The sequence below is a fragment of the Chelatococcus asaccharovorans genome (genome assembly GCF_003201475.1).
Taxonomy (GTDB): Bacteria; Pseudomonadota; Alphaproteobacteria; order Rhizobiales; family Beijerinckiaceae; genus Chelatococcus; species Chelatococcus asaccharovorans.
Genome location: NZ_QJJK01000012.1, coordinates 33,677 through 51,595, shown reverse-complemented (window position 1 = coordinate 51,595; position 17,919 = coordinate 33,677). Strand labels below are relative to the sequence as shown.

Here is a 17,919-nt window from a genome sequence, read left to right as displayed (position 1 = left end):
TCGCGCTGCCGGCTTCAACTGTCCAGTGTGCTGACCTCCCAGCTGACGCGGCGCACGCCGGCAAGCCGGCGGACGGCGCCGGCAGCCGCATTGAGCTCCTGGGCATCGACCGTGGTGCTCACAAGCGTCGCGACGATCTCTGTCCGGTCATCGGTGCCCGGTTCCATTTTGATATCGGCCACCGGATACTTCGCCTGCTTCAAGACATCCGTGATGCGTTCCCTGATCTCCGGTGCCAGATGCGTTTCCGCGAGCACGCGGACCTCGTAATTGGCCTCGGACCCCCCTTCGTCGATAGGCAACCGGTTGATGGCATTGACGAGCGGATGCAGCAGGGTGTTGCCGGCCAGGATGAAGACCGTGACGAGGCCTGCCTCGGCGAGCCTGTCCGCGCCGGCGCAGGCCCCGACCGCCGCCGATGCCCACAGGGTCGCGGCGGTGTTCAATCCGCGGACATTGCCGCCATCCTTCATGATGACGCCGGCACCGAGGAAGCCGACGCCGGACACGACATAGGAGATGACGCGCGCGGCACCATCGGTTCCCGCGATGAGAAGCGCGAGATCGACAAAGGCTGCGGCACCCACCGCGACGAGAACATTGGTGCGCAGGCCCGCGCTGCGCTGCCGGTATTGCCGCTCGACGCCGATCAGCGTGCCGAGGAGGAAGGCGCCGAGCAAACTCACAAAGGTGTCGAGCAACGCGGTAAGATTGAAAGTCTCTATGAACTGCATCGATCCCGTGAGCCTGAATCAGTGAACTGGCTCACACCATACATGAGCTTGGCCGCGATCCATGTGACGGCATGGTGGGTGACATGCCTTCTTCGGCCAATCGCCGCCAACATTACAAAAAAAAAATTACGGGCCCATGGAATAAGCCTCCGCACCGGGCGTCTTCCATGCGCGGCCGTTCGGACCGTGGGAGATGAAACGATGCTGACATCCATATTGCGCGCAGTCATGCTGGTTGGAACCCTCGCCGTCGCCGGCGGCGCGCTGGCCCAGGCGATGGCCCCTGCCAAGGTCGCCGAAACGTCCAAGGGCAAAGCGCTGGTCGATGCCAAGGGCATGACCCTCTACATATTCGACAAGGATACCGCGGGGAAGTCCGTCTGCAATGGCACCTGCGCCACGAACTGGCCGCCGCTGATGGTGGCCGCAGGCGCCAGTGCCAGCGGCGACTGGACGATTGTGACCCGGGACGACGGCTCCAAGCAATGGGCTTACAAGACAAAGCCCCTCTACACCTGGGTCAAGGATATGAAGCCCGGCGATGTGACGGGCGAGGGCATGGCCAACAACACCTGGCATGTCGCAGCACCCTGACCGGCGACGGCGCTGAAACAAGGGCCGGAGCGCCCCGACAACCCGCCGCTGGCGCTCCGCCTCCTGTTGCTGTCACATAGGGCCATTCGCCCGGCGGCTCCCGCCGAAGGGCGCAGTCCCCACGGTGCACCGTCTTGGATGACATTGCCACGCTCCTCGAACCACAGATCCCGGCGCTGCGTCGCTATGCCTATGCGCTCGTCCGCAACCACGATGTTGCGGATGACCTGGTCCAGGACTGCCTGGAACGGGCCATCGCGCGCTGGTATCTGCGCCGCGGGGACGGTGACCTCAGGGCCTGGCTGTTCACGATCCTGCGCAATCGCTACATCAGTGATTTCCGTCAGAAACGCAGGCGAGGCACGGAAGTCGACATCGATGCCGTCGCGCTGAGCATCCACCCCTCCCAGGATGACGGCCTTGACACCCAGGACGTGCTGACGGCGCTCGATCGGCTGTCCGAGGAGCACAAGACGGTCCTGCTGCTCGTTGGCGTCGAAGATTTGTCCTATGAGGAGACCGCGAACATTCTGGGTATCCCGCGCGGCACCGTGATGTCGCGCCTCGCGCGAGCGCGCCAGAGCCTGCGCGGCTTGCTGGACCGGGGTGGTGCTACGTGGCTGCGGAGGGTGAAATGAACGGCTCGCGAGCACCCATCGGCGAAGACGACCTGCAATCGTTTGTCGACGGCCGCCTCGCGGGCGAGCGGTTGGCGCTCGTCGAGGGCTATCTCGGGAGCAACCCCGAGGCCAGGACACGTGTCACTCTGGAGCGCCAGCAGCGTGATGCCTTGCGGGCCGCCTTGCAGGCCAAATTTGCCGAACCCGTGCCGGCGCGGCTGCGGGTGGCCGCGATCCGCGCCGCCCGCAGGCGATCCTGGCGGCAGCGAGTTGCTGCAGTGGCGGCTGCCCTTGTCCTGCTCGTGGTTGGGGGAGCCGGCGGCTGGTTCGCGCGCGGCCAGAGCGCCGCGTCGTCGTCCGGCACGACGACTGTGACGCGTGACGCGGTCGCAGCCTATCGGACCTTCGTCGTGGAAGTCGCGCATCCCGTGGAGGTCGGTGCCGCGCAGGAGGCCCATCTCGTCCGCTGGCTGTCCAAGCGCCTCGGCCGCCCCCTGAAAGCCCCGGATCTGGCCAGGTTCGGCTTCCGTCTGATGGGGGGGCGGCTCCTCTCGGCCGATGCCGGCGCCGCCGCGCAGCTCATGTATGAGACCGACGGAGGACGACGGCTGACTGTCTATGTGCAGGCGACCCAGGGTGGCGAGACTGCGTTCCGCTTCCGGCAGGACGGGGAGACCGCGACCTTTGCATGGCTCGACCAGGGCTACGGCTTCGCGGTGACGGCCAATTCCGACCGAGCCGAGTTGCTGCCCATCGCGGAAGTCGTCTATCAAAGCCTCGACGGCGCGATTCTGCAGCCATAGGGCGCGGCAAGAAGCCGTGCCAGGATCGTGCTCGCCGGTGGTGTAAAGATTTAAGCCCTGGAAAGGTTCAAGATGTCGCGCTTGAATGACGACGCGCTCGATCAATTGTTTCGTGAGGCGCGCACAGCGAACAAATGGCAGGATAAGCCGGTCGGGGAGGACGTCCTCCATGCCCTCTACGATCTCCTGAAGTTTGGCCCGACTTCGGCTAATTGTTGCCCGGCGCGGTTTCTCTTCGTCCACACGCCTGAGGGCAAGAAGCGCTTGAGCCCGGCCATGTCCGCCGGCAATCGCGACAAGACGATGGCCGCGCCGGTGAATGTCGTCGTTGCCTATGATCCTCATTTTGCCGATGAGTTGCCGTTCCTCTTCCCCCATCAGGATGCACGGCCCTGGTTCGCCGCCCCCGAGGTCGCCTATCAGACGGCCTTTCGTAACGGCAGCCTGCAGGGCGCCTATCTCATCATGGCCGCGCGTTCGCTGGGACTCGATTGCGGGCCGATGAGCGGCTTCGACGCCGCCAAGATCGAGGCGGAGTTTTTCGCCGATACCGGCTGGAAGGCCAATTTCATGGTCAATCTCGGCTATGCCGACCCGTCGGGCACCATGGAACGCCTGCCGCGTCTGCCCTTCGACAAGGCCTGCGCGATGGTGTGACCAGTCGATTGCGATTGTTCGATTGACAGCTTGTTCTATCAATAAGACTTTTGGAGGGTCGGTTCGGCGGAGCAAGGAGAGGGATCATGGGACGGCATGTGGTGGCGGCGGCACATACCTCGTCCATCCTGCTCGATCGCGACGCCTCGATCGCCAAGGCCTGCGCGCTCATTGCAGAGGCGGGTCGCAGCGGCGTTGAACTGCTCTGCTTTCCCGAAACCTTCGTTCCGGGCTTTCCCTACTGGATCAATCTTTATCCGCCGGGACAGCAGCACGGCATCCATGTCCGGTATCTCAAGCAGTCCGTCGATATCGCGGCCGGCGATCTCGCTCCGGTCTGCGAGGCGGCCGCGCGTGCGGGCGTTATCGTCGTGCTCGGCATCAGCGAGCGCGACGGCGGAACGATGTATAACAGCCAGGTGTTCATCGGCGCGGACGGACGGCTACTCGGCAAGCACCGGAAACTGCAGCCGACCTTCGCGGAACGCATGCTGTGGGGGCAGGGCGACGGCTCCACCCTCTCCGTGTTCCCGACGTCCGTCGGCAGGATCGGCGGCCTGATCTGCTATGAGCACATGATGAATCTCGCCCGGCAGGCCCTGATCGCGCAGGGCATGGAGGTGCATTGTGCGAGTTGGCCAACTTTTGCCAGCACGGCCGGCCGCGGCTCCGCCTATGACGTGACGGTCGAGACCATCATGCGCGCCCATGCGATCACAGGTCAGTGCTTCGTCATCGTCGCGGAGAACCCGGTGACGGAGCAGTATCTCGAGGCCATGCAAGAAGTGCTCGGCCCGCAGGACGTGCTCGGCACCGGCGGGGGCTATTCCGCCATCTACGCGCCGAACGGCGACATCATTGCCGGGCCTCACACCGGCAGTGAGGAAACCCTCGTCGTGGCGGAGATCGACCTCGACGCGATCGCGCGGGCCAAGGTTCTCGTCGATACGGCCGGGCATTATGCGCGGCCGGGGGTGCTCGACCTCGTCATCAATCGCCGCCCCCTGACGGGTCTCATCGAAGCCGGCCAGACCGAGATATGAGGCGCAGCGCGCCTCACATGGTCCCCTCTAGCGCGACTGGCTTGCGATGCGTTTGACCGTGTCGGCGACCATGGCCGGCGTTATCGGTTTGGTCGCGTCGTCGAGAGCCGCCCGGCTCTTGACCATGATGAAGCGCCGCAAACCCGGCGGTGTCGCGAGCGCCGCATCGGCCAGGGCGATGCTGGCTTCGATCGGCCATTCGGCCTCGAAGGCGCGGCGGCTCGGACCATGCTGCACGCTGAAGCGCGGCGGACCATCTGCGATCCCGGCACGCAGCGCCGCGGTCCGCTCGCGATCGATCTCCCTGCCGGCAATCACCACCCCGTAGATGGCTTCCGCCTCCTCCACGCTCAGCATCTCGTCCAGGACATCGCGCAGCACGGCTTCCGGCTTCCGCTCCACCGGCGGCCCGAAGCCGCCGCCAGATGACGAGATCATCTGTAGGACATCACGCTCACCGAGGCGCAGAACTTTGATGCGCCCAATGCGCGCGGGCGCCGTTTCGGGATTGAGCGTTGTGACGCTATTGCCGCCGGCGGTGCCTCCGAAGACCCCCCAGGGCTGAAAGCGGAACCGGTCGAGCCCGCGCACGGTGATCGTGACCTCCGGCGATCGGCTCTCGAGCTCGATCGCGACGGCCGCGCCGCCGCGATAGCGGCCATGGCCGAAACTTGAAGGCACGAGCTCGTGACGGCGCACGACGAGCGGCGTCTCCACCTCGACATGCTCGATCGGCGTGCTCTTGAGATAGCCGATCATCGTGTCGTTGGCATCGACACCATCTGCCCTGACGCGTCCGCCGGACCCGCCGGAAAAAGGCTCCACGACGGCGACCCGGTTGCGGCCGGATGCGGGATCGGCCCAGGCCGACGAGATGATGCCGGCCTGCCCGGCGCCGCAGGCGGCGATGCCGTCCGGCAACGCCTGGTTGAGGCAGCCGATCAGCGCATCGTAGCACCGCATGACGGCGACGAAGCGGTTGCCCATGGCCGCCGGATATTCGGCATTCATCACGGTTCCGGGCGGCGCGTAAGCCTTGATCGGCCGCATGACGCCGCCATTGATCGGGATGTCCGGCTCCATGGTCTGTATGTAGTTGGTCAGGCCAAGGCAGAGGAACGGATGCGTGCGGCTGCCCGTGGCAAAATTGAAGGCAGCGTGCACCTGGGGCGAGGAGCCGGAATAGTCGACCTCCGCCCCATCGCCTCGGATGGTGAGCCGGCAATAGATGTGCACGGCCGCCCCGTAATCGTCCCCTTCGATATAGTCGGCGAACGTATAGGTGCCATCCTTCAAGGCGCCGATGACCCGACGCGCCTTCATCTCCGCATGGGTCATGACGTCATCGACGCCCCGGTGGAAAGCCTCGACGCCGACCTTGGCGCACAGCGCGTTGATGCGCAGGTCGAGAAGGCGCATGGCCGCCATAAGCGCCTCGAGATCGCCCCAGACCGCATCGCCGATGCGCGAGTTGTCCTTCAGGATATTGACGATGTCCTGATTGACGGCGCCGGCCTTGACGAGTTTCGTCGGACGAAGACGCAGGCCTTCCTGAAAGCATTCAAAAAGATCAGGGGAAATACTGCCGGGCACGGCGCCGCCGATGTCGGACGCATGCACGAAGGACCAGGCGAAACAGGCAAGCTTGCCATCGACAAAAATGGGGCGCGCCAGATGGATATCCATCATATGCGTGACGAGACCCCAAGTGCTGAACGGATCGTTCGAGATGAGCACGTCGCCGGGTTCGAGCTCATCGTCCGGGAAGTGCCGCGTCAGCCCGGCGATGGTCTGGCCGCTGCCGGAGACGACGCCCGTCAGCATGGGATAGGCGAAGAACTCGCCTGAGATCCGAGCGACCGCAACCTGGAAGTCCTGCGTCTGCTTCACGAAGGTCGTGTGGGCGGTGCGATAGGCCACCGTGGCCGCCTCTTCGGCGATCGCCGTGAAGCGGTTCTTCATGATTTCCGTCTGGACGGGATCCATGGCGTCAGTCCTTCACGAGTTCGAGGTCCCCGAGCGCGCCGACGCGGGCGCCATAGCCGGGCGGGACGAGGATGGTGGCAAGATCCTGCTGGATGATGGCCGGCCCGGCGCCCGCCCAATGTGGGGACAGGTCGCGCCAGGCATAGACCGGCACGTCCTCGAGCCAGCGCCCGCCCGATCGGATGCGACGGTGCTCGAGGGGTGTCGGCAATGCGCCGGCACTGCCAAGCGCAACCGCCCCGGGCTTGGCCTGACGCCCTATAGTGCGCACGCGCAAGGTGTCGATGCTGACCGGCGCGTCGGGGTTGGCATGACCGAACAGGCGCGCGTGCTCGGCATGGAAGGCTGCGACCATCGCATCCAGACCGCCGCGTGCGGCCAAGACCGTCGACAGATCGATCGACAACGTGAAGGACTGCGCGGCGTAGCGCATATCCGCCAGATGAATAAACTCGGTTTCCTTCACCTGACCCTCGTGGCTCTGGCGTTTCAGCCAGTCACGCCCTTCTGCGGCCAGTGTCGCAAAGATATCGAAGATCTCTGCCTCCGTGAGCGGCTGCCCCTGAACGGTCCGGACGGCGTCATGCATGAGGTCCGAGACGAGGCCGCCGAAGGCGCAGAACACCGACGGCAGTCGTGGCACAACCATCCGGCCGATATTGATCTCGCTGGCAAGGATCGGGCCATGAACCCCGCCGGCCCCGCCGAAGATCATCAGCGTGAGGTCTGACGCGCCAACGCCGAGCCGGGCCAGGAACGGCGAGATCTTGGCGAGCATATTGGAGGTCGCGACATCGATCGCGCTTTCCGCCGCCGCCACGACATCCGTGCCGAGCGCATCCGCTATCGGCGCGAAAGCCTTCTCTGCCAAGGCCCGGTCAAGCGCCACGCGTCCGCCGAGCAGCCCTTTGGGGGAGAGGTAGTTGGCAATGAGATAGGCATCGGACAAGGTTGGCGCGGTACCGCCAAGGCCATAGCAGGCCGGCCCCGGCAGCGATCCGGCGCTGCGCGGACCGACCTTCAGCACGCCTCCGTCGAGCCACACGATGGAGCCGCCGCCGGCGCCGATCGCCTCGACGGCCGTGACCGGCATCATCAGCGGAAAATCCCCGACCTCCGCCTGGGCGGTGATCATCGGCCGCCCGCCATCGATCAACGAGACGTCGGCCGAGGTGCCGCCCATATCGAAGGTGAGGATGCGATCGAGCCCGAGATAGCGCCCGAGGGTGTGCGCAGCCGTGACGCCGGCGGCCGGCCCGGACAGCAGCGTGTGGATGGGCAATTCGCGGGCTTCCGCTGCCGACATGATGCCGCCGTTGGACTTCGTGATGTAAAGCTTGGCGTTCGGATAGGTCTCCACCAGAAAATCGTCGATGTCCTGGAGATATCCCTGCATCAGCCGCTTCACATAAACATTGAGGAGCGTCAGCATCGCCCGCTCATACTCGGATTGCTGCGGCCAGACCTCATGGGAGGCCATGACCTCGACATCCGGAAAACGCCCGCGGATCAGCGCGACGGCCCGGCGTTCATGCGCCGGATTGCGATGGGCATTGAGGAAGCAGACACCCATGGTGCTGAGCCCGCGGGCGACAGCCGTCTCGACGGCGTCCAGGAGTTCCGCCTCGTCGAGATGAATGTCTTCCGATCCGTCCGCAAGTATTCGCCCTGTAATGGCAAATACATTCTCGCGCGCAACGAGCGGGATGCTCCGCCTGTTGAACAGGTCGACCGGCTTGTCCAGCCTCAGACGGGCAATGCCCAGGATGTCGCGAAAGCCCTTCGTGGTGATGAGGGCGATGGGCGGTTCGGATCGCTCGATCACCGCATTCGTGCTGACCGTCGTGCCATGGACGACGAGAATCGGGCTATCCTCGGCCACGCCGTATCGTGCGACAAGATCCCGGACGCCCTGCTTCACCGCATCCGCGAAATTCGGCCGGGAGGTCGGGGCCTTATGGCTGCCGATGTCGACATAGCCGTCGCCTTCATCCTTCCAGATGGCAAAATCGGTGAACGTGCCCCCGATATCGACGCCAATTCTCAGCATTCGTCCACTCTCGCCACAAGGTTGGCCACCGCGTGCCGCACGGGGAGCACGTCATTTCCGGTACTTGACGCATAACCAAAATTACGTGCAGCATATTTGTCAACCCCGTTGCTGTATGTGGTACACCTTCCATTGAGGGACTGATGAGTTCTCTGGACAACGCGCTACGCATTCTGTCGCTGTTGAATGCGCAGAATCCCGTTCTGCGTGTTGGGGAAGTGGCCCGCCAAATCGACCTGCCCAAGACGTCCGTCTCGCGGCTGCTCAAGGCCATGGGCGAGAGCGGCTTGCTGGAGCGCGAGAGCGATGGCTTAGGCTATATCGCTGGTCCCCGCGGGCTCGTTCTCGGAGAGCTTTACCTTGCCCAGCACGGCCTTGTGACGACGATGGAGCGCGTATCAGACAAGCTTACGGGGGAATTCGGCTTTGTCGGCTATATCAGCAAGCTGGACAAAGATGAGTTGTTCATCCTGCGCCGGAAATACGGCAGCTACCCCCTGCGGCTCATCCGCGATGTGGGACAGCGTGCGCCCGCGTTTCAGACCGCCAGTGGCCGTGCGCTTCTCGCCCAGTTGCCGGAAGACCAGGCGCTGGCCATCGTCGCGACCGACCCGGTCTGGCGGGAGCGCTCCGAGATGGTGCCGGGCATTCTCGCGGCGATCCGCGAACGTGGCGTGAGCCTGGCCGTCAGCACCGGAACCCCCGGCGTCGCGGCCATAGCCGCAGCGGTCAGCGATGCCGGCGGATCCGACATTCTGGCCTTTTCCATCTCCTATCCGATCGCGGCGACGGATGAGGCGATGCGCCTCACGATGGCCATGCGGGTCTGGGGGGAGGCTTTGGCCCTCGGGCGCAGCTACGGCGATCCGTTGTGGATAGGGCGAAGCGCTGGACGTCCGGATTTCAGCCGGGCGGTGCGCCTGGGGGATGCGCCATCCGGCGAGATCGCGTTTCTCGCGGGCGCCGAATAGCGCGGGTCACCGCCCCTATTTGCAGAAGTCGGGACAGCCGGCCTGCCAGAAGGGCACGCCCGCCGACGGCTGCGGCACGCCGGGGCGCTCCTTGCGGCCGGGCAGATCCACCGGCGTCGGGCGCACCCACTCCCACCAGCCGTGGGCGCATTGCGAGCGGAAAGCCATCTGGTCGGAAATGGTGGTGCCTTCCCGGGCGAGGGCGGCGTCCAGCGCCTCGACCGTCTGCCTGAGGCGCGTGTCATGGGCGTCGGTCGGCGCGTTCGCATAGTCGTAGAACGCTTCCGTGAACGCCTCCATCTCGCGGGCGATATGGGGCCATTCGGCGCGGGCGAGATGCCAGGCATCCATCCATTCGGTGACGACGGTCTCGACCGCCTCGGCCTTCGGCTTGTCCTTGACCTTGCGCGCCGTGGTCAGCATATGGCGCATCAGTTCCGCGCGCGCATGGGCGTGTCGGGCCGCCAGTGCCGCCTGCTGCATGGCCGCGATCGCCGCACTGGCCTCATGCTGAAGATCTTCGACGAAATGCGCCATGGCGTGATCCTTGCAGGCGGGAGGGATTGGGCGAAAGGCCGTCACGGCAGCGTCGCGAGCAGGCCGGTCATGCGCTCGAAGAGTTCGTGCGCTTCGACCTCGGCGATGACATGGGCGTTGGCCGGGCGCTTCAGGCGGCCGTTCCAGTCGATGGTGGTGCGGCCGCGCAGGGGACCGTCCTCCGTGGCGACGCTCACGAAACAGTCGCGCCCGGCAAACAACTCCGGCCAGAGGAGATAGGCGATGACGCAGGCGTCGTGCATCGGATGGCCGGCGGTGCCGAGGCCGCCCGGACGCGGACGCGTGAGCATGCCGTGAATCGAGCGACCGGTTGCCGTGCCGAGCGTCGCGAACCGCGCGATCTGCTCATGGGTGGCGATTGCCTTCAGCGTCACGCCGAGCCCCATCATCACGATCGGCCGCCCGCATCCGAGCACCACGGCGGCGGCATGCGGATCGACATGCATGTTGAACTCAGCCGCGGGCGTGATGTTGCCGAGGCCGATCGCGCCGCCCATCAGGACGATGCGCTCGATCTTCGGCAGGATGTCCGGGGCGAGGCGCATCGCCAGCGCCAGATTGGTCAGGGGGCCGAGCGGGCAGAGCGTCAGGCCGGCGGGGGCGGCGCGCAGGCGCGCGATGATCGCCTCGACCGCGTGGCCCGGGTCGGCGTCGCGCGAGGGCGGCGGCAGGCCAGAGCCATCGAGCCCGTCCGGCCCACAGACGAACTCGGCGGTCTCGAGCGCCACGACCAGCGGCGCCTCGGCGCCGCGATGGACGGGCAGGTCGCTCCGGCCCGCGCAATCGAGGATGCGAATGACATTGGCGGTCGTCTGCGCCACGGGAACATTGCCGGCGACGGCGGTGATGCAGTCGATGGCGATGACCTCACGCGCCGCGATCGCCAGCCATATGGCGATGGCATCGTCCTGGCCGGGGTCGGTATCGATGATGATCGGTGTGGGCATGGTGGCCTCCAGCGCGGCGGGCGAGATGGCCGGGACGCCGGGCGTCCCGTAACCGCGTCAGGCGGCGCGCGCGTTGCCGCTCATGATGAGATGGGTCAGGTCGTCGGCGGTGAGGCCGTCGATCGGCCGATCGACGAATTTCCGGCCCGCGCCCATGATGACGACGCGATCAGCCAGCGCCACCACGTCGCGCATGTTGTGGCTGATCAGGATGACGGTGTGTCCGCCCGCCTTCAGCGTGCGGATGAGGTCAAGCACCAGCGCCGTCTCCTTGACGCCGAGGGCTGCCGTCGGCTCGTCCATGATGATGATGTCGGCGTTCCAGCGCAGCGCGCGGGAGATCGCGACCGCCTGCCGCTGACCGCCGGACAGGCGCTCCACAGGACGGGTCATATCCTGGATGGCGACCGATAGCTTGGAGAGATAGCGCCGCGATTCCTCGATCATCTTCGCCTTGTCGAGAAGGCGCAGGAACGGGAGGACGAAGGGGCGCGTCAATTCGGAGCCCATGAACACATTCTGGGCGATCGACAGGCGCGGCGCGAGCGCGAGATCCTGATAGATCGTGGCGACGCCGTGCTCCAGGGCGTCATGGGGCGAGGCAAAATGCACATCCTTGCCGCGCATCTGCATCGTGCCCGATGTCGGCTCCTCAGCCCCGGACATCACCTTGATCAGGCTCGACTTGCCGGCGCCGTTGTCGCCGCAGATGGCGACGACCTCTCCCGTATGGATGTCGAGATCGACATCGCGCACGGCCACGACGGGGCCGTAGTTCTTGCCGATGCCGCGCAGGGACAGGAGAGGGGATGCGTTTGCCGCAACGTCGGTCATCGTCTTGCTCTCAGACCAGAGAAATGTTCGGGCGTGGAGATAGTCAAAGGTCGTGCCACCCGCGTCACCCGTGACGCGGGTGGCGTTCGGCTCACTTGAGGAACTGCTTCACGTTGTTCTTGTCGACGAGCACCGCATCGACGAACAGATAGGGGCCGCTCGTCACGCCTTCCTTCGGCTTCTTGTCCACGACGATCGCCTGCACGGCGTCGACGGCCTGCTTGCCCATCGCCTCGAAGGGAATGGACACGCTGGCGACGAGCGTCGACGCCGGATCGGCGATGCGCTCATAGGTCTCTTTGCCGCCATCCACGGAAATGAGCGGGATTTCGCCCTTCTTGACGCCCTGCGCCTGCAGGAGATCGTCGATGATATAGGCCTGGCCGTCGAAGGAGGCCCAGATGCCGTTGATCTTGCCCTGGTTCTGCAGCAGGAGCGCCTGCATGCCGGCGCGGACGTCGTCGCGCCAGCTCTGGGTGCGGGCCATGGAGAACTTGCCGAGTTCCTTCACGCCCTGGTTTTCCGACAGCACCACATCAAGGATCTTGCCGCGGATGCGCGAGGCGATGTTCAGGTCGAAACGGGCCGTGACGATATTGCCCTGGAAACCGAGCTGGCCGAGCAGATAGAGCGCGGCTTCCGCACCGATCTTGTATTCGTTGCTCTGGATATCGAACAACGCATAGGGGCTGACGCCGGACTGCACGGTGATGACGGGAATGCCGGCGTCCTTGGCGGCCTTGAACTGGGCGTCCGCCTCGACAGGCTTGCCCATGGCCACGATGATGGCATCGACCTTCTTGGCGATGAGCGCATCGAACTGCTCGGCATGTTTAGGCAGCGAGCCTTCGGAGTTTAGGAGGGTGACGTTCCAGCCCTTTTCCTTGGCGGCGGCGGCGGCGGCATTGGCCACGCGGGCGTGCGTCTCCGAGGTGAACTGGAAGCCGATGACGCCGAGCTCGAAGGCCTGGGCTGCTTGGCCGAGCGCCAGCAGGGCGGCCGCCGATATGACAAGTTTCCTCAACCCAAACATGTGTGATCCCCTCACGATTGCCTTGTTGTCACGCGTTCTGCGGCTTCAAACCTTGAAGGCCGCTTTCTTCATGGCGCTCGCCGAAAAGGCGACGGAGCCGATGATGATAATGCCGAGCACGATGTCCTGCACGTAGTAGGGCGCGCCCATCAGGACGAGCCCGTTGCCGAGTACCTTGAGCACGATCGCGGCAAAAAGCGTCCCGCCGATATTGGGCTTGCCGGGCTCGAACATCGTCATGCCGAGAAGGACGGCGGCGATGGCATAGAGCAGATAATCACCCGCCATGTTCGGTGCGGCGGAGGACAGGTTCGCGGCCAGCAAGACGGCGGTAATGCCGGCACAGACGCCCGACAGCAGCATGCCGATGCGCTTCATGCGCGCCGTCGCGATGCCGGCGAGGCGCGCGGCCTCGTCCGCTTCACCCGTCGCCACCATATGGGCGCCGGTCCGCGTCCATTTCACCAGGCCATAGGCGAACAGGGAAACGCCGGCGAGCCAGAGCACGAGATTGGGCAGGCCGAAGGTGGTGCCGCGCGCCAGCCCGGTGAAGCCGACCGGCCAGCGACCGACGAAGGCGACGCCCTGGGTGATCATGAAGGCGAGCCCTTTAGCGACGGCAGCCGTGCCGAGCGTCATGATCAGCGAAGGCACCCTCAGCCTGGTCACGCCATAGCCGTTGATGGCGCCAAGCGCCGCCCCCACCGCAAGCGCGGCTGCAACCGCGGCAAGCGGCGGATATTGCGACTGCACGAGCCAGCCCGCGACCACCGCGGCGAGGCTCGCCATTTCGGCGATCGACAGATCGAGCTCGGCCACCGTGAAGGCCAGCGTGAAGCCGATCGCCAGGATGGCGAGGAAGCTCGTATCCTTGATGACATTGACGATATTGACCGGCGTCGCGAAGTTGGGTGCGAAGGTCACGAAGAAGGCGATGAGGACCAATCCGGCAATCGCCGTGCCGTAGTGGCCGACGATCTCGCTCAGGATGGCCCGGCGGTTCTGGGGCGACTGCACGGTTGTCACGCTCATCGTCGTCAGTCTCCCCTGGCGATCGTCGAAATCGGTGAAAGAATTTCTATTCCGCCTGTAATAGGGATCAGCGCGCCTGTCACGAAGGCTGCAGCCGGCGACAACAGGAAAGCGATCACTTCAGCGACATCCTCCGGCCGGCCTAGACGACCGAGGGGGGTGCGGACCGCGGCACCGGCGACGAGGCCGTTGAACTGCGCGGCAAAGCCATTGCGCACCATCGGCGTGTCGATGATGCCCGGCGCCACCGCGTTGACGCGGATGCCCTTCGGCCCAAGTTGCTGGGCCATGCCGCGCGTCAGGGTCGCGACACCGCCCTTGGCCGAACCATAGGCCAGATTGGCGCCACCATTGGAATGGGCGATGGACGAGATATGGACGATCGCGCCACCGTCGCCCTGGCCGACGATCTGCCGGGTCACGGCCTTCGAGATGCGGAACACCGCCGAGAGATTGATGTCGACGAGCCGGTCCCATTCGTCGTCATCCATCTCGACCATCGGGACGGGGCGGGACGCGCCGGCACCGGTCACGAGATTATCGATACGGTCGAGGCGTTTCACGCCGAAGGCGACGAGTGTCCCGGGCCACGCCCGGTCCTGCACGTCGCCGGCGAGAAAGACGGCTTCGCCGCCGGCCTGCTCGATGCTCCGCGCCAGCGCCTCAAGGCCATCCGCATCCCGGTCCGACAGAATGAGCCTGTGACCCGCGCGGGCGAGCAGATGGGCGAGGGTGCTGCCGATGCCGCCGGCAGCGCCGGTGATGAGGGTGACGGGAGCCGTCATGGTCAGGCCGCCTTCCGGTTTTCGTAGGCGCGCACGAAGGCCTGCGCCCGGGCCGGCTCGACGGCATTGAGCGTCTGGCGGTCCTTCTTGATCGAGGTGCCAACGATGAATACGTCGGCCGCCTGGGCGAGGCGCGCGATATTTTCCTCGGCGACACCGGTACCGACGGCGACCGGCGTGTCGGGTAGATGCTTGGCGACGCGCTCGATGACCGACACGTCGGCCTCCTTGCCGGCCGCCGGGCCGCCGACGCAGACCACATCGGCGAGGCCGATGAAGACAGCGCCGGACGCCTGCTGCTCGACTGGCCGGGTATCGAGATTGATCGAGAATCCCGGCGTGACGTTGCAGATGATGCGGATGTGCTCGGCGCCGAGATTGGCGCGGAGCCTGAGCGCGCGGGCGCCATCCGGCGTCATCGTGCCGATATCGCCGACGAGGGAACCCGTCAGGAAGGCGCGCACGAAGCGGCCGCCGGTCGCGTGGGCGACGGCGATCGAGGCCGGCGGATCGATGAGCATGTTCACGCCATGCGGCAGCTTCGTCTGCGCCTGGCATTCGGCGATCACGTCGGTCATCGCCGTGATGACCTCGATCGGCATGTTGGCCTCATAGGGCATGTCGGATTCGTTCGTATACAACAGCGCGTGGAAGCCCGCGTCTTCCAGAATTTTCGCTTCCTCGCGGGCCTGGGCCACGATCTTGCGCATGCCGCCGGTGCGATCGTAGAGCGGGGTGCCGGGCAAAGCGAGCGTGTGGACGCAGCCGATCAAAAGATGATCGAGGCCATATTCGTCACGAACGAGGGTCTTCATGTCATGGATCCTTGGTAGCGATCGTTGGTGACGCATGAACGCCCGGCAGCGCCTCGGACTGGCGCGAGAGCGAAGCGAGATCATGCGAAATGGGGGCGAGGGCCCGTTCACTCTGCCGGAACAGGTCGAACAGCCGGCGGTAGATGGCCGCACGCGCCGGATCAGGCTCATGACGGCTGGCAACGGACACGAGGGATTCCTGCGCCGCGGCAAGCGAGGCGAAACGGCCGAGGCCGGTCCAGGCGACGATGGCCGCGCCCAGCAGTCCCGGCTCCTTCGAGGTGCCGACGACGATCGGCCGGCCGCAGACATCGGCCTTGACCTGCCGCCACGCTGCATTCGCAGCCGCCCCGCCGCCGAAGCGGATTTCCTTGACCTTCAGGCCCGCGGCCTGCTCGGCGCGTTCAAGCACGATGCGGTTGAGGAAGGCGATGCCTTCCAGCACGGCCCAGGCGACGTCCGTGGCACCATGCTGGCGGTTGAGGCCGATGAGGGCACCGCGCAAGGTCGGGTCCCAATAGGGCACGCGCTCCCCTTGCAGATAGGGCAGAAAGACGAGCGGCTGCGGATGCCGTCGCCCGGCCAGCAAAGCGTCCATCGCCTTGCCGACACCGGAATAATCGCCGTCGATCCGGCCGATCAGCGAGAGCAGCCAGGCGACCGTATCGGCTCCGTTCTGGCTCGGGCCGCCGAGCTGGTGCAGGCCGCGCCAGTCGACGGTCAGGAGACCTTCCGCCTCGGCTGGCGTCTCGCTGATGAGGCCCAGCACCTCCGTGGTGCCGGAAATGTTGTAGGCATAGCCCGCCCGCAGCGCACCCAGGCCGGCCGCTGCCGTCCAGGTGTCGCTGGAGCAGCAGAACACCGGCACCCCGGCGATCTGATCGAGCGGCGCCGGCAGGCCGTCGAGGATGGCGCCGACCTGATCACACGGCTCGATCGCGCGGGGCAGAAGGGTTGTGGACGCCCCGATGGCGGAAAAGAGATCCGCACCCGCCACGCTCTCCGCCGATGCGAGGAGCCGCGCCATGGACACCGGATCTCCGGCCTGCATGCCCGTGAGCCGGAAATTGAGGTAATCCTTGGGCTCCAGGACGCTTGCGAGACTGCGGAAGGTCGCCTCCTCCTGCTCGCGCAGCCACGCCAGCCGCGCAAGCGGATGAAAGGCGTTGATCCTGGCCACTTCAGGATGCGCCTGGGGCAGGGACCCCTGCAAGCGGCGGGCGGTGGCATCGGCCCGGGTGTCCTTCCAGGTCATGGCGTGGCGCAGCTGGCGCCCGTCGCGTCCCAGGAAGACCTGCGTGCGCGTGACGCCGCAGATGGCGATGCCGGCCACCGTCGCGAACAGGTCAGGCGCGTCGTCGGCCAGCCGGCGACAGGCCTCGACCAGCGTCTGCCACCAGTCGTTGGCGTCGATCTCCGACCAGCCGAGACGATCGATGATGGTCGGCCCGAAGATCGCACATTCAGCGCGGGTCACGCCCTCGGCGTCGATCAGGGCGGCGCGGAAGCTCGTGCCTCCGAGGTCAAAGGCGAGGACGACGCTCATATCGCCCCCCGCATGGTGTCCTGCATGGCGGTGTCGACCTGTCGGCGAATGGTGAAGCGGTAGATGTCACCGCGAATGAGGTTGTCACTCACTTCGATGACCGTCCCCTCGTGATCGCGGGCTACGCGATGCGAGCGGAATACCGCGCTGCCGACGGGGATGTCGAGATGATGGGCGTCCTGGGCCTCGACCTGACACGGCACGAGCGTTTCCTCGATCGTCGCGACCCGTATCCCGTTGTGTTCCGCGAGCAGTCCATAGAGCGAAGCGTTTTCCAGCATTCCGGCCGTGATGCCCTTGACCACGGACCGGCCGAGCAGGGAGCGCTGGAGGACCGCGGGCTGCCCGTCCAGTTTGCGCAGGCGGGTGAGTTCAACGACACCGGCTCGCGCCATGGGAAGCCCGAACAGGACCGTATCGGCCGGGGTCGCCATGCGCGTGTCCATCGCGACGACGTGGGTCGTGGGCGTGCGACCGGCGAGGCGCGCTTCCGTATGGAAGTCGACGATGCTGCCGAGATTCTTGGCGATGTGAGGGGGCTTGTAGAAGGTGCCTTTGCCCTGCCGGCGCTCGATCAGTCCCTCATTCTCGAGCTGCTTGAGCGCCGCGCGAATCGTTGTGCGGCTTGCGCTGTAGCGCTGGCAGAGCTCGCTCTCCGAAGCGATCGCCCGCGTCAGATCGCCGGCAGCCTCAAGGCTCCCGCGCAGATCATAGGCGATCTCCTGATAACGGATCACGAACGGCCCCTGGATGAATGTTTCAAGCATAAAAGATACAAATTCGATACAAGTCAAGCGCCCATGTCGCAGCCCATGTCCCGGCGATTGGCACGCCGCGCAATGCTACAGCCTGCATAAATGTCTTGACGGCCGCGGACCTGTGGGGCAGAAATTGTCGGAATGACATTCCGG

18 protein-coding genes are annotated in these 17,919 nt (G+C 65.6%); 6 read left to right on the top strand and 12 right to left on the bottom strand.

Going from position 1 to position 17,919, the window contains the following annotated elements; all coding sequences use genetic code 11:
• Positions 1–14 precede the first annotated feature (14 nt).
• Positions 15–734, bottom strand: a complete 720-nt coding sequence (locus C7450_RS25360) for an MgtC/SapB family protein (protein ID WP_110377271.1) — start codon at positions 732–734, stop codon at positions 15–17.
• Positions 735–935: 201 nt separating this feature from the next.
• Here C7450_RS25360 and C7450_RS25355 point away from each other — a divergent pair, with 201 nt between their 5' ends.
• The 5 genes from C7450_RS25355 (at position 936) to C7450_RS25335 (ending at position 4,451) form a co-directional block, all read left to right on the top strand.
• Entirely contained in the window at positions 936–1,328 is a 393-nt protein-coding gene (locus tag C7450_RS25355; protein WP_110377270.1) for a COG4315 family predicted lipoprotein, read from the top strand.
• Between the two features lie 134 nt (positions 1,329–1,462).
• Positions 1,463–1,966 carry an RNA polymerase sigma factor gene (locus tag C7450_RS25350; RefSeq protein ID WP_110377269.1) on the top strand — a complete coding sequence of 168 codons (504 nt, stop codon included), beginning with the start codon at positions 1,463–1,465 and terminating at the stop codon, positions 1,964–1,966.
• Positions 1,963–2,751, top strand: coding sequence for an anti-sigma factor family protein (locus C7450_RS25345; RefSeq protein ID WP_110377268.1), 789 nt, complete (start codon positions 1,963–1,965; stop codon positions 2,749–2,751). The genes C7450_RS25350 and C7450_RS25345 overlap by 4 nt, the downstream gene beginning before the upstream one ends.
• Before the next feature lie 72 nt (positions 2,752–2,823).
• Positions 2,824–3,408, top strand: a complete 585-nt coding sequence (locus tag C7450_RS25340) for a malonic semialdehyde reductase (RefSeq protein WP_110377267.1) — start codon at positions 2,824–2,826, stop codon at positions 3,406–3,408.
• 86 nt (positions 3,409–3,494) lie between these two features.
• Complete coding sequence (locus C7450_RS25335; protein ID WP_110377266.1) at positions 3,495–4,451, top strand: carbon-nitrogen hydrolase family protein; 957 nt, start codon at positions 3,495–3,497, stop codon at positions 4,449–4,451.
• A 27-nt stretch (positions 4,452–4,478) separates the two neighbouring features.
• Here the strand turns inward: C7450_RS25335 and C7450_RS25330 are convergent, their stop codons facing one another.
• Positions 4,479–6,437 (bottom strand): hydantoinase B/oxoprolinase family protein, encoded by a 1,959-nt coding sequence (locus tag C7450_RS25330; RefSeq protein WP_110377265.1) that lies wholly within the window; start codon positions 6,435–6,437, stop codon positions 4,479–4,481.
• A gap of 4 nt (positions 6,438–6,441) precedes the next feature.
• The gene (locus tag C7450_RS25325) at positions 6,442–8,487 is read right to left on the bottom strand and encodes a hydantoinase/oxoprolinase family protein (protein WP_110377264.1); all 2,046 of its coding nucleotides are present in this window, start codon (positions 8,485–8,487) and stop codon (positions 6,442–6,444) included.
• 143 nt (positions 8,488–8,630) lie between these two features.
• Between C7450_RS25325 and C7450_RS25320 the strand changes: the two genes are divergently transcribed.
• The gene (locus C7450_RS25320; RefSeq protein WP_110377263.1) at positions 8,631–9,458 is read left to right on the top strand and encodes an IclR family transcriptional regulator; all 828 of its coding nucleotides are present in this window, start codon (positions 8,631–8,633) and stop codon (positions 9,456–9,458) included.
• Between the two features lie 15 nt (positions 9,459–9,473).
• Here C7450_RS25320 and C7450_RS25315 read toward each other — a convergent pair whose 3' ends face one another.
• The 9 genes from C7450_RS25315 to C7450_RS25275 all read right to left on the bottom strand — a co-directional run bounded on the left by C7450_RS25315 (position 9,474) and on the right by C7450_RS25275 (position 17,745).
• The gene (locus tag C7450_RS25315; protein WP_110377262.1) at positions 9,474–9,995 is read right to left on the bottom strand and encodes a hypothetical protein; all 522 of its coding nucleotides are present in this window, start codon (positions 9,993–9,995) and stop codon (positions 9,474–9,476) included.
• A 41-nt stretch (positions 9,996–10,036) separates the two neighbouring features.
• Positions 10,037–10,963 (bottom strand): nucleoside hydrolase, encoded by a 927-nt coding sequence (locus C7450_RS25310; protein ID WP_110377261.1) that lies wholly within the window; start codon positions 10,961–10,963, stop codon positions 10,037–10,039.
• A 57-nt stretch (positions 10,964–11,020) separates the two neighbouring features.
• Positions 11,021–11,797, bottom strand: coding sequence for an ATP-binding cassette domain-containing protein (locus C7450_RS25305; RefSeq protein WP_110377260.1), 777 nt, complete (start codon positions 11,795–11,797; stop codon positions 11,021–11,023).
• 91 nt (positions 11,798–11,888) lie between these two features.
• A complete protein-coding gene (locus C7450_RS25300) occupies positions 11,889–12,830 on the bottom strand; it encodes a sugar ABC transporter substrate-binding protein (RefSeq protein ID WP_110377259.1) in 942 nt (313 codons plus the stop codon).
• Between the two features lie 45 nt (positions 12,831–12,875).
• A complete protein-coding gene (locus C7450_RS25295; RefSeq protein WP_210206533.1) occupies positions 12,876–13,862 on the bottom strand; it encodes an ABC transporter permease in 987 nt (328 codons plus the stop codon).
• A 5-nt stretch (positions 13,863–13,867) separates the two neighbouring features.
• On the bottom strand, positions 13,868–14,647 hold the full coding sequence (locus C7450_RS25290) for an SDR family NAD(P)-dependent oxidoreductase (protein WP_110377258.1): 780 nt from the start codon (positions 14,645–14,647) through the stop codon (positions 13,868–13,870).
• Positions 14,648–14,649: 2 nt separating this feature from the next.
• Positions 14,650–15,462 (bottom strand): BtpA/SgcQ family protein, encoded by an 813-nt coding sequence (locus C7450_RS25285; RefSeq protein WP_170147427.1) that lies wholly within the window; start codon positions 15,460–15,462, stop codon positions 14,650–14,652.
• 1 nt (position 15,463) lies between these two features.
• The gene (locus C7450_RS25280; RefSeq protein ID WP_110377256.1) at positions 15,464–17,008 is read right to left on the bottom strand and encodes a xylulokinase; all 1,545 of its coding nucleotides are present in this window, start codon (positions 17,006–17,008) and stop codon (positions 15,464–15,466) included.
• Complete coding sequence (locus tag C7450_RS25275; RefSeq protein WP_170147426.1) at positions 17,005–17,745, bottom strand: GntR family transcriptional regulator; 741 nt, start codon at positions 17,743–17,745, stop codon at positions 17,005–17,007. The genes C7450_RS25280 and C7450_RS25275 overlap by 4 nt, the downstream gene beginning before the upstream one ends.
• Positions 17,746–17,919 lie beyond the last annotated feature (174 nt).

Coding starts and splice junctions, on each gene's coding strand:
- C7450_RS25330 (WP_110377265.1), bottom strand. CDS start 6,437: ATGGATCCCGTCCAGACGGAAATCATGAAGAACCGCTTCACGGCGATC.
- C7450_RS25345 (WP_110377268.1), top strand. CDS start 1,963: ATGAACGGCTCGCGAGCACCCATCGGCGAAGACGACCTGCAATCGTTT.
- C7450_RS25360 (WP_110377271.1), bottom strand. CDS start 734: ATGCAGTTCATAGAGACTTTCAATCTTACCGCGTTGCTCGACACCTTT.
- C7450_RS25310 (WP_110377261.1), bottom strand. CDS start 10,963: ATGCCCACACCGATCATCATCGATACCGACCCCGGCCAGGACGATGCC.
- C7450_RS25355 (WP_110377270.1), top strand. CDS start 936: ATGCTGACATCCATATTGCGCGCAGTCATGCTGGTTGGAACCCTCGCC.
- C7450_RS25325 (WP_110377264.1), bottom strand. CDS start 8,487: ATGCTGAGAATTGGCGTCGATATCGGGGGCACGTTCACCGATTTTGCC.
- C7450_RS25300 (WP_110377259.1), bottom strand. CDS start 12,830: ATGTTTGGGTTGAGGAAACTTGTCATATCGGCGGCCGCCCTGCTGGCG.
- C7450_RS25340 (WP_110377267.1), top strand. CDS start 2,824: ATGTCGCGCTTGAATGACGACGCGCTCGATCAATTGTTTCGTGAGGCG.
- C7450_RS25290 (WP_110377258.1), bottom strand. CDS start 14,647: ATGACGGCTCCCGTCACCCTCATCACCGGCGCTGCCGGCGGCATCGGC.
- C7450_RS25305 (WP_110377260.1), bottom strand. CDS start 11,797: ATGACCGACGTTGCGGCAAACGCATCCCCTCTCCTGTCCCTGCGCGGC.
- C7450_RS25320 (WP_110377263.1), top strand. CDS start 8,631: ATGAGTTCTCTGGACAACGCGCTACGCATTCTGTCGCTGTTGAATGCG.
- C7450_RS25295 (WP_210206533.1), bottom strand. CDS start 13,862: ATGAGCGTGACAACCGTGCAGTCGCCCCAGAACCGCCGGGCCATCCTG.
- C7450_RS25280 (WP_110377256.1), bottom strand. CDS start 17,008: ATGAGCGTCGTCCTCGCCTTTGACCTCGGAGGCACGAGCTTCCGCGCC.
- C7450_RS25285 (WP_170147427.1), bottom strand. CDS start 15,462: ATGAAGACCCTCGTTCGTGACGAATATGGCCTCGATCATCTTTTGATC.
- C7450_RS25335 (WP_110377266.1), top strand. CDS start 3,495: ATGGGACGGCATGTGGTGGCGGCGGCACATACCTCGTCCATCCTGCTC.
- C7450_RS25315 (WP_110377262.1), bottom strand. CDS start 9,995: ATGGCGCATTTCGTCGAAGATCTTCAGCATGAGGCCAGTGCGGCGATC.